Source organism: Gracilibacillus sp. D59 (assembly GCF_052246695.1).
In the GTDB taxonomy this organism is placed as follows: Bacteria; Bacillota; Bacilli; order Bacillales; family Amphibacillaceae; genus Gracilibacillus.
The window spans coordinates 289,671-300,589 of record NZ_JBQQCK010000005.1 but is presented as its reverse complement, the minus strand read 5'-3'; the positions used below and the strand labels follow the sequence as shown (position 1 = coordinate 300,589).

Below are 10,919 nucleotides of genomic sequence, written 5' to 3'. Positions count from 1 at the left end.
CATCTTTATAGATATTCATGCTCGTTCGATATTCGACAACGTCTGTGTCATCCAGCTGATACGAATCATTCTATAAAGAAGGAGGCATCAGACTTTCCGACGAAGACTAAGCTTCAAGCGAAGTAACAATACCTCCATCTGATTCCCCCCCCATTATACAATTTCATGGGGATACCTTAAAATAAGGTTACCTATATCATACGAGCGAAGTGGGCAAGTCGGAGCGGATGTAAAGCCTATTATTCCTTTCAAAATGACTACTCTGATTCATCATTATACATTTATTGCGTACTATCCCCATATGTATGAACAACTGCTAAAAGGACCGGGTGGTCTGAAGAGACCTAATTAAATGAGACAGAGGAAAAAGCACCCCCAGAGTCGTAAATAAAAATTAACGACTTTAATGAGATGCAGGCTCCGGATCTTGCATTCGTTTTGTATTGTTCAATATAAGAGCAGCTAGAATCCTATAGACTGTTAGGATTCCAGCTGCTACAGTTAAGTAGATATTTGTTTATTCAATTGTCCGGTTATTGATGTCAACATCAATTAAATCGGAGTTTTCTTTCGATTCATAGCGTGAAATAAAACCATCACCATGGCATATGGAGCAAGTATAACGCCACTCCTCATCATCCATCAACAACCCTGTGCCTTCGCAAGCTTTACAATTCATATGTTGTGAACCCATTGTTATACTTCCTTTCTTTATTATTTTTGTTTTTGCTTAATCCAGTTGATAATACCACCTTGTAGAATAATATCGATATGACGTTTGGTTAAGTCATGTCGTACTGGAATAGTACGATCCGTACCTTTCACCTTAATGTCAAATGTGTCTGTAACCTGGATGGTTTCATGTATATCACGGAATTCCAAAATGTCATCCTGTGACAGAGAATCATAGTCTGTTTCATTAACAAATGTTAACGGGAGAATCCCAAAATTAATTAAGTTTTGTAAGTGAATCCGTGCAAAATCCTTTACCAGTACTACTTTTAAGCCAAGATACCTTGGTGCTAGTGCAGCATGTTCGCGGCTTGATCCTTGACCATAGTTCACACCAGCAACAATCGCATGCCCACCATTATCACGTTTTTTCATTGCGTTTTCATAATAGTTATCATCGACAATTTCGAAGGCAAAAGTACTGATTTTTTGAATATTACTGCGATAAGGTAATACTCTAGATCCACCAGCTAAGATCTCATCAGTTGAAATATTGTCAGTCATTTTAAGTAAAATAGGTAAATCAAAGTTATTTTTAATTGGCTCAAAATCCGGGATTGTCGTAATATTCGGTCCTTTTTCTAATTCCACTTCTGAATTTTGCGCTGGTGCTTCCAACATTCCTTCTGTTGTGAATTTTTTCGGTTCTTGGATTCTTGGATATTTCATATCTAATGTTCTAGGGTCAGTAATTTTACCAGTAAGAGCAGAAGCTGCCGCTGTTTCCGGGCTGCATAAGAAAACACTATCTTCTCGTGTGCCTGATCTGCCTGGGAAGTTCCGTGGAGTAGTTCGTAAACTATTTCGTCCAGTTGCAGGTGCTTGCCCCATTCCAATACAACCATTACATCCAGCTTGATGCATTCGTGCACCTGCTGATAGAAGGTTGGCTATATGGCCATTTTCAACAAGTTGCTCTAATAATTGCCGTGATGTAGGGTTAATATCAAAGGAAATACCAGCTGCAATTTGTTTACCTTTTACTATTTCGCTTGCAATGGCAAAATCACGATATCCTGGGTTTGCTGATGACCCGATATAGGATTGGTATATCGTTTCTCCTGCTATTTCTGAGACAGGAACGACATTGCCTGGACTTGACGGCTTAGCTATTAAAGGTTCTAGCTTCGAAAGGTCAATATTTTCTTCTTCATCATATTTTGCACCACGGTCAGCCTTTAGCTCAATCCAATCATCTTCTCGACCCTGCTGTTTTAAAAAGTCCTTGATTTCTTTATCTGATGGAAAGACTGTAGCTGTTGCTCCAAGTTCAGCTCCCATATTAGCAATAACATGTCGATCCATTGCAGATAAGTTTTTTACACCGGGTCCATAATACTCAATGATTTTACCAACGCCTCCTTTGACACCGTGGCGGCGTAACATTTCAAGAATGACATCTTTAGCACTAACCCATTCTGGTAGTTTCCCTGATAATTTTACACCCATCACTTTTGGCATTTTTACGTAATAGGGTTCTCCAGCCATTGCCATCGCAACATCAATACCACCTGCGCCCATGGCAAGCATTCCCATACAACCATTTGCACATGTATGACTATCAGAGCCCAGTAATGTCTTTCCCGGTTTGGCAAGCTGTTGCATGTGAACAGGGTGACTTACACCATTGCCAGGTCGACTGTAATAGATACCGAATTTGCGTGCTGCACTTCGTAAAAAAAGGTGGTCATCTGCATTTCGGAAATCCTCTTGAATTAAGTTATGGTCAACGTATTGTGCAGATGCTTCTGTTTTAACTCGATCTATTCCCATAGCTTCCAGCTCCAGCATTACCATTGTACCTGTTGCATCTTGGGTTAAAGTTTGGTCAATCTTTAGACCAATTTCTTTACCAGGTTGCATTTCCCCGGAGATCATATGTTTACTAATTAATTTTTGAGCGACATTTTGTTTCATCTTATTTGTCCTCCTAGACTTTTAATCCGACATATTTAGAATGTACCTTACAGTTAATATTACACATTTTAATGGTTTATAAACTTCATTTTATGACAAAAAAGCAGGAGGAATAAGTTTCCTCCTGCTTTGGCATTTTACACCATTACTTTACACATATCGTTTGTTAAGGCTACGGGATCTTCGATAGGAAGACCTTCGATAAGTAATGCTTGGTTATATAAAATGTTGGTATATAATTTTACTTTTTCTTTGTCTGATCCATGAGCTTTTACTAATGCTTGGAAAATGTCATGTTTATTGTTGATTTCCAATACTTTAGTTGCTTCGATGTTCTGATTGTCAGGCATTTGTTTTAGAACTTTTTCCATTTCAATCGAAACATCACCTTCAGCAGATAAACAAACAGGGTGAGTTTTTAAACGAGTAGAAAGTTTGACATCTTTCACTTTATTGCCCAGAATTTCTTTCATTTCATCTAACAATTCTTTATGTTCTTCTTTTTGTTTTTCTGCTTCTTTTTTGGTTTCTTCATCTTCTAAATCAAGGTCACCACTTGATACATTTTTGAATTCTTTGTCATCATAATTCATCAACATTTTAATGGCAAATTCATCTACTTCATCAGTGAAATAAAGAATTTCATATCCTTTATCCTTCACTAATTCTGTTTGTGGTAATTTCTCAATACGATCATGTGATTCACCAGTCGCATAATAAATATGTTCTTGATCTTCTGGCATACGCTCTACATATTCTTTTAGGGAAACAAGTTTTTGTTCGCTAGAAGAATAAAATAGTAATAAATCTTTTAATTTATCTTTATTAGCACCGAAGTCAGAATAAACACCGTATTTAATCTGACGACCAAAAGCATCGTAAAATTTCTCGTATTTTTCACGATCGTTTTTCAACATGCTTTGTAAGTGGTTCTTAACTTTTTTCTCAATGTTTTTCGCTATCAATTTCACTTGACGATCTTGTTGCAAAATCTCTCTGGAAATGTTCAATGAAAGATCTTCCGAATCGACAATTCCACGAACAAAGCTGAAATGATCTGGTACAAGGTCGGCACACTTATCCATGATGAGTACACCATTGGAATAAAGCTCTAATCCTTTTTCAAAATCTTGTGAGTAATAGTTAAAAGGTAATTGTTCAGGGATATAAAGAATCGATTGGAATCTGACCATACCATCAACACTGATGTGAAGATGACTTAAAGGCTTATCAAATCCGAAATGTTTCTCCTGATAAAAGCTTTCGTAATCTTCGTCACTCAGTTCTTGTTTATTTTTGCGCCAGATTGGTACCATGCTGTTAATAGTCTGATCTTCTATGACATCTACTAATTCTTCTTCATTATCCTCTTTCGGTTTTTGTTCTGTAACTTCCATTTTTATAGGATAGCGGATAAAGTCAGAATATTTTTTAATGATCGATTTCAATTTATATTCTTCAAGGTATTCATCGTAGTTTTCTTCTTCTGCATTTTCTTTGAGATGAATGATAATTTCTGTTCCAACATCTTGTTTGTCGTAAGGTTCAATTGTATATCCTTCTTCACCATCAGATTCCCATTTGTAGCCTTCGTCACTATGAAGTGAACGAGTAAATACGGTTACCTTGTCTGCTACCATAAAAGAGGAATAGAAGCCGACACCGAATTGACCAATGATTTCCTGTCCGTCTTTCATTTCTACTTCATTTTTAAAAGCAAGAGAACCACTTTTGGCAATTGTACCTAAGTTTTCTTCTAATTCTTCTTTTGTCATCCCAATACCAGTATCTTTTACAGTTAACGTACGATTATCTTTATCCGATTCAATTCGAATAAAGTAATCATCTTTGTTAAAAGAAATACTGTCATCTGTTAAAGCTTTATAGTAGATTTTATCGATCGCATCACTTGAATTAGAAATAAGTTCACGTAAAAAGATTTCTTTTTGTGAATAGATGGAATGAACCATCATTTCAAGCAAACGTTTCGATTCAGCCTGAAATTGCTTTTTTTCCATTATTATTCTCCTCCTTATATCGAATCATTTATGTATTTTAGCACTCTTGTTTAGTGAGTGCTAACACATTATAATTATCACAAAACCCCTACAGTGTCAAGCGTAAAAGAGGTTTGACTTATTACTTACAATCGCTTATTTTAAAAAAGTGACGGTATTTTTTTCATTAGTTGTGATATGATGTACTTATGGTTGTTCGGAAATAAAGGGGGGAAGTCAAGATGGCTTTTGATTATCAAACGCCACGCTATGTTCATGTAATTGAACAGATTAAAACAAAAATAAGTGATGGCGAGTTAGAGCCAGGCGAGCGATTACCATCAGAGATGGAGTTTGCCAAACAATTGAATGTTTCAAGGAATACCTTAAGAGAAGCGCTTCGGATTTTAGAAGAAGAGAATATTATTGTTCGCAAGCACGGTATAGGGACTTTTGTTAATAAAAAACCGGCTTTTTCTGGAGGAATAGAGGAATTATTCAGTATAACTGATTTTATAAAAAGAGAAGGTAAGGAACCCGGAACTAATTTACTTTTTCAAGGTATAGCAGATGCAGTCAGTGAAGATAAACAAGAGTTAAACTTGCATGATGATGAACGAGTTTATTTAGTAAAACGTGTAAGAACGGCTGATGAGGAACCACTTGTTTATTGTATTGACAAAGTCCCTGTTTCTTTAATAGGAGAGGACTACCATTTTGAAGAAGAGTCAATGTTACATTCTTTCCAGGAGAAAAAGGGTATTTTGATTAGCTATGCAAAGGCTGAAATAAAGACAATCGGTTATCATCAAGAAATATCGGATATATTAGCAGCAGAACCAAATCAGCCTCTTTTAATTTTAAAACAGACTCATTTTGACACAGATGACAACCCGATATTGTATTCATTAAACTTTTTCCGAGCTGATCAGGTTAGCTTCAGTGTTATACGAAAACGAATATTTTAAATAAAGCCATCTGATAAAGATGGTTTTTATGTTGTAAAATACTTATTGACGTGTTGGACGTCTTACCTATATAATGAAAATTGAATCCCATTTGAGCAGGATTCTTTTTATTAACAATTGGTTGTTGGACGTCCTATCAATTTGAACAAGTAAGAACAGAACTTACATATATTTTGTACACCTATTTTATTTTGAAGGGGAGACATTACAATGAGAATGGTCGATTTAATCGCAAAAAAACGAGAAGGTAACGCATTAACAAAAAATGAAATCGATTTTATGATAGAAGGGTATACAAAAGAAGAAATTCCAGATTATCAAATGTCGGCAATGGCCATGGCACTCTATTTTCAAGGTATGACAACGGAAGAACGTGTTAACCTAACGATAGCAATGGTCGAATCTGGTGACCAAGTTGATTTATCAGATATTGAAGGTATTAAAGTTGATAAACATTCAACCGGAGGAGTAGGCGATACCACTACACTAATCTTAGCGCCACTAGTAGCGTCAGTAGGAGTTCCGGTTGCTAAAATGTCAGGAAGAGGTTTAGGGCATACCGGTGGAACAATTGACAAGCTAGAATCAATTAAAGGATTTCAAGTAGAATTAACTGCAGAAACATTTAATAAACTTGTCAATGATCAAAAGGTAGCAGTTGTTGGGCAAAGTGGTAACCTAACACCAGCAGATAAAAAACTATATGGGTTACGCGATGTAACAGCTACTGTTAATTCGATTCCTTTAATTGCCAGCTCGATCATGAGTAAGAAAATTGCTTCTGGTGCAGATGCGATTGTACTTGATGTCAAAACTGGTTCTGGTGCATTTATGAAAAATCTGGACGATGCGAAAGAACTTGCTAAAGCGATGGTTGATATTGGAAACGGTGCAGGGCGTGAAACGATTGCAGTTATTACGGACATGAATCAGCCTTTAGGATACGCTGTTGGTAATGCTCTTGAAATTAAAGAAGCAATTGATACCTTGAGAGGGAACGGACCTGAAGATTTATATGAATTATGCTTAACACTTGGAAGTCAAATGGTGTATTTAGCAAAACAAGCAAATTCGATTGAAGAAGCCAGAGAAAAATTAAAGGATGCTATTCATTCAGGAAAAGCAATTGAGAAATTCAAAACATTTGTGGAATCGCAGGGCGGCGATCCGTCTGTTGTAGATGATTCAAGTAAACTGCCACAAGCTAAGTATGTGTTGGATGTCAAAGCAACACAATCTGGAATGGTTAATGAAATAGTAGCAGATGAAATTGGAATTGCTGCCAGCATGCTTGGTGCCGGACGTTTAACAAAAGAATCAGAGATCGACTTAGCTGTTGGTGTAGTATTACAGAAAAAAATTGGTGATCAAGTATCAGAAGGTGACACCCTGGTTAAAGTATATAGTAATCAGGAAGACATTACAGAAGTTGCAGAAAAGATTAACCAAGCCTACACAATCAATCCTGAAAAAATAACTGAAAATAAATTAATTTATGATATTATTCAATAAAGTGTGACTTCCATCAGTTGGGTACTTAGCTTCTTTGATTTACTCGAACCTTGAAGTGTGGGTTTTACGGACGATTAGCCCCGTGATAAAATAGTAGACCTTTTACAAAAAGTAAGAGGTCTATACGGTCTGTAGAGGTTGGACATCCTACTTCAAAAAGTATAAAATAAAGGAGTGAAACAATTTGAAAGAAATTATACTAAGTTTACTTGCCGGAATTATTATTGGTATTGTCTTTAAATTCATGAAATTACCATTACCAGCACCGCCCGTTCTGGCAGGAATAGTAGGGATTTTTGGTGTTTATTTCGGTGGACAGATTGCCGATTGGATCAAAACTTTGGTCTAAAAAAGTCATAGAAAGGAAGAGTATCTTTTGAAATCATTTAAACGTGTATTTTTAATTGTATTAGATTCGGTTGGGATAGGAGAAGCACCGGATGCAGCTCACTTCAATGATAAAGGTGCAGATACATTAGGTCACATTGCAGAGCATATGAATGGTTTACATATGCCTAATATTGGAAAATTAGGGTTGAGTAATATTCGAGAGATAAAAGGGATTGAAAAAGCAGAGAAACCGAAAGCACATTACACGAAAATGCAAGAGGCATCAAATGGGAAGGATACGATGACAGGACACTGGGAAATCATGGGTTTACATATTGAACAGCCTTTTCAAACTTTCCCAGATGGATTTCCAGATGATTTAATACAACAACTAGAAGAGAAGACAGGACGAAATATTATCGGTAATAAACCAGCTTCCGGGACTGCGATTATTGAAGAGCTTGGCGAAGAGCATATGAAAACGGGAGATCTAATTGTTTACACGTCAGCTGACTCTGTTCTGCAAATTGCAGCACATGAAGAGGTTATTCCAATTAAAGAACAATATAAAATTTGTGAGATTGCTCGTGATTTAACGAAAAATGAAAAATATATGGTCGGTCGTGTCATTGCCCGTCCATTTATCGGTAAGCCAGGTGCTTTCGAGCGTACATCTAACCGTCATGATTATGCTTTAAAGCCTTTTGGAAGAACTGTAATGAACGATTTAGCGGATGCCGATTACGATGTGATTGCACTAGGGAAAATATCTGATATTTATGATGGAGAAGGTGTAACAGAAGCAATTCGTACGAAAGATAATGATGATGGTATGGAGAAATTTATTCAATCAATGGACAAAGACTTTCACGGATTGAATTTCCTTAACCTTGTTGATTTTGATGCTAAGTATGGACATCGCCGTGATCCAAAGGGCTATGGCGAAGCATTGCAAGCATTTGATCAACGTTTACCAGAAATGCTTGATAAATTACAAGAGGATGATCTGTTCATCATTACAGCCGATCACGGTAATGACCCTGTACATCATGGTACAGATCATACACGAGAATATGTACCACTTCTAGTTCATCATAATCAAATTACAAATGGTAAACAATTAGAATTAAGAAATACATTTGCCGACATTGGTGCTACCATTGCAGACAATTTTGGTGTAACATTACCATCAAACGGGAAAAGTTTTCTAAAAGAGATTGATTAAGAGGAGGCTGTTTAAATGAACCAGTTAGCAGATGCAACTACTTATTTAAAGGACAAAATTAAAACCCAACCTAAAATCGGGTTGATTTTAGGATCAGGTTTAGGCATGCTTGCAGATGAAATAGAGAATCCAACTAAAATTAAATATGAAGAAATTCCGGGATTTCCGGTATCAACGGTAGAAGGGCACGCAGGTCAATTGGTAATCGGAAATCTTCAAGGTGTAGATGTTATCGCGATGCAAGGTCGTTTTCACTATTATGAAGGGTATGGATTAGATGCGGTAACTTTTCCAGTCCGTGTTATGAAAGAATTAGGCATTGATAAATTATTAGTAACCAATGCTGCAGGTGGTGTCAACCGCTCTTTAGAGCCAGGAGACTTAATGTTAATTTCTGATCATATTAACAATACCGGACAAAATCCATTAATTGGCGAAAATATCAGTGAGCATGGCGTCCGATTCCCAGACATGTCAACTGCTTATGACCGTCAATTACAACAAATAGCGAAACAAGCGGCAGAGAAACTGAATATTACATTAAAAGAAGGTGTTTATGTTTGGAATACAGGTCCAAGCTATGAAACACCTGCAGAGATCCGTATGCTTGAAACAATTGGTGGAGATGCTGTGGGAATGTCGACGGTACCTGAAGTAACCGTTGCTCGTCATGCCGGTATCAAATGTGTTGGTATTTCTTGCATATCGAACATGGCAGCAGGAATTTTAGACCAACCGTTAACACATGATGAAGTAATCGAAACGACAGAGAAAGTTCGAGAATCCTTTTTACAATTTGTTAAACAGCTGATACAAGATATTGGCTAACATAAAGGAGGAGGAACAGTGATGGAAAAACAATTAATTGAAGAAGCAAAAAAAGCGCGAGAAAAAGCATATGTACCCTATTCCAAATTTAAAGTAGGTGCAGCATTATTAGATGATAAAGGTAATATTTTTCATGGTTGTAATATCGAAAATGCTGCTTACTCCATGTGTAATTGCGGAGAAAGAACAGCATTATTTCACGCATATGCTACAGGATCAAAGAACTTCGAGATGATGGCAGTTGTTGCAGACACAGATCGCCCTGTTTCACCATGTGGAGCATGTCGACAGGTATTAGCAGAGCTTTGTGATCCAACTATGAAAGTGCTTTTAACCAACCTTCAAGGAAATGTACAGGAAACGACAGTGAAAGATTTATTACCAGGTGCATTTATTGCTGATGATATGTCCAATGCCAAATAAATAAGGAGGATGAATAACAATGAGCTTAGCTAGTAAAATTGATCATACCGCACTAAAACCAGATACTACGAAACAACAAATTGAAACTCTCTGTGAAGAAGCAAGTGAACACGGCTTCTTTTCTGTTTGTGTAAATCCAACATGGGTAAGTTATGCAGCAGAATTGCTTAAAGGTACAGATGTTGCAGTTTGTACAGTTATTGGTTTCCCTTTAGGAGCAACAACTTCCTCAGTGAAAGCTTATGAAGCAAAATATACAGTGGAAAAAGGTGCAACCGAAGTAGATATGGTAATTAATGTTGCTGCCTTAAAAGATGGTAACCATGAGCTAGTACAATCAGATATTGAGGCTGTTGTGCAAGCTGCAGCAGGTAAAGCTTTAGTGAAAGTTATTATCGAAACATGTTTACTTACAGATGAAGAAAAAGAAACAGCTTGTCAATTAGCAGTTAATGCTGGTGCTGACTATGTTAAGACATCAACAGGTTTCTCGACTGGAGGAGCTACAGCAGATGATATTGCATTAATGCGTAAAACTGTCGGACCAAATATAGGAGTAAAGGCTTCCGGTGGTGTACGTGATTTAGAAACAGCTGAGGCAATGATCAAGGCAGGTGCTTCCCGAATCGGAGCAAGTGCAAGTGTTTCAATTGTCAAAGGTGAAGACAGTAATAGTGACTATTAAGACTAGAGGATACAGCATAATTCAGTGCTGTATCTTTTTTTAATAAGGAAGGAAAGTATATAACCATTGGTATCACAGCATTTTGGTATCCTATTCCCGTTTAAAATGAGTCATAAATAAAGATATCGTTGACTAGTGATGTTGTGTATTATGAATGCCAAGGAAATCGGAGTGGTGGTCATACGGTTGATATATTTCATAATGACTACTAGTTCAAAGATTCTTCCAAAAACAGAAATCAAAAGCTGAAACTTTATAAGGACTTTACTCGTAAAAATAAATAAAGTGTTTAAAAGGGGAAG

At 36.8% G+C, this 10,919-nt stretch carries 10 protein-coding genes; 7 read left to right on the top strand and 3 right to left on the bottom strand.

Annotated features, from left to right (window positions below; all coding sequences use genetic code 11):
* Positions 1-517 precede the first annotated feature (517 nt).
* The 3 genes from ACTWP4_RS11490 to htpG all read right to left on the bottom strand — a co-directional run bounded on the left by ACTWP4_RS11490 (position 518) and on the right by htpG (position 4,667).
* Positions 518-694 carry a hypothetical protein gene (locus tag ACTWP4_RS11490; protein ID WP_443128902.1) on the bottom strand — a complete coding sequence of 59 codons (177 nt, stop codon included), beginning with the start codon at positions 692-694 and terminating at the stop codon, positions 518-520.
* 20 nt (positions 695-714) lie between these two features.
* Positions 715-2,649: an aconitate hydratase gene (locus tag ACTWP4_RS11485; RefSeq protein WP_443128901.1), complete on the bottom strand. Its 1,935-nt coding sequence runs from the start codon at positions 2,647-2,649 to the stop codon at positions 715-717.
* Positions 2,650-2,786: 137 nt separating this feature from the next.
* Complete coding sequence (gene htpG, locus ACTWP4_RS11480; protein ID WP_443128900.1) at positions 2,787-4,667, bottom strand: molecular chaperone HtpG; 1,881 nt, start codon at positions 4,665-4,667, stop codon at positions 2,787-2,789.
* A 221-nt stretch (positions 4,668-4,888) separates the two neighbouring features.
* On the opposite strand from htpG, the gene ACTWP4_RS11475 reads away from it, so the two are divergent.
* The 7 genes from ACTWP4_RS11475 (at position 4,889) to deoC (ending at position 10,617) form a co-directional block, all read left to right on the top strand.
* Positions 4,889-5,614, top strand: a complete 726-nt coding sequence (locus tag ACTWP4_RS11475) for a GntR family transcriptional regulator (protein ID WP_443128899.1) — start codon at positions 4,889-4,891, stop codon at positions 5,612-5,614.
* A gap of 210 nt (positions 5,615-5,824) precedes the next feature.
* A complete protein-coding gene (locus ACTWP4_RS11470) occupies positions 5,825-7,126 on the top strand; it encodes a pyrimidine-nucleoside phosphorylase (protein ID WP_443128898.1) in 1,302 nt (433 codons plus the stop codon).
* 184 nt (positions 7,127-7,310) lie between these two features.
* On the top strand, positions 7,311-7,475 hold the full coding sequence (locus tag ACTWP4_RS11465) for a XapX domain-containing protein (RefSeq protein ID WP_443128897.1): 165 nt from the start codon (positions 7,311-7,313) through the stop codon (positions 7,473-7,475).
* 27 nt (positions 7,476-7,502) lie between these two features.
* Entirely contained in the window at positions 7,503-8,681 is a 1,179-nt protein-coding gene (gene deoB / locus ACTWP4_RS11460) for a phosphopentomutase (protein ID WP_443128896.1), read from the top strand.
* A gap of 15 nt (positions 8,682-8,696) precedes the next feature.
* Positions 8,697-9,509, top strand: coding sequence for a purine-nucleoside phosphorylase (locus ACTWP4_RS11455; RefSeq protein WP_443128895.1), 813 nt, complete (start codon positions 8,697-8,699; stop codon positions 9,507-9,509).
* A gap of 21 nt (positions 9,510-9,530) precedes the next feature.
* On the top strand, positions 9,531-9,932 hold the full coding sequence (locus ACTWP4_RS11450; protein WP_443128894.1) for a cytidine deaminase: 402 nt from the start codon (positions 9,531-9,533) through the stop codon (positions 9,930-9,932).
* A gap of 19 nt (positions 9,933-9,951) precedes the next feature.
* Positions 9,952-10,617: a deoxyribose-phosphate aldolase gene (gene deoC, locus ACTWP4_RS11445; RefSeq protein ID WP_443128893.1), complete on the top strand. Its 666-nt coding sequence runs from the start codon at positions 9,952-9,954 to the stop codon at positions 10,615-10,617.
* Positions 10,618-10,919: the final 302 nt, after the last annotated feature.

Bases quoted from the DNA above. Each gene is read 5' to 3' on its own strand.
- ACTWP4_RS11490 (WP_443128902.1), bottom strand. From the start codon at position 694: ATGGGTTCACAACATATGAATTGTAAAGCTTGCGAAGGCACAGGGTTG.
- ACTWP4_RS11485 (WP_443128901.1), bottom strand. From the start codon at position 2,649: ATGAAACAAAATGTCGCTCAAAAATTAATTAGTAAACATATGATCTCC.
- htpG (WP_443128900.1), bottom strand. From the start codon at position 4,667: ATGGAAAAAAAGCAATTTCAGGCTGAATCGAAACGTTTGCTTGAAATG.
- ACTWP4_RS11475 (WP_443128899.1), top strand. From the start codon at position 4,889: ATGGCTTTTGATTATCAAACGCCACGCTATGTTCATGTAATTGAACAG.
- ACTWP4_RS11450 (WP_443128894.1), top strand. From the start codon at position 9,531: ATGGAAAAACAATTAATTGAAGAAGCAAAAAAAGCGCGAGAAAAAGCA.
- deoC (WP_443128893.1), top strand. From the start codon at position 9,952: ATGAGCTTAGCTAGTAAAATTGATCATACCGCACTAAAACCAGATACT.
- ACTWP4_RS11455 (WP_443128895.1), top strand. From the start codon at position 8,697: ATGAACCAGTTAGCAGATGCAACTACTTATTTAAAGGACAAAATTAAA.
- ACTWP4_RS11470 (WP_443128898.1), top strand. From the start codon at position 5,825: ATGAGAATGGTCGATTTAATCGCAAAAAAACGAGAAGGTAACGCATTA.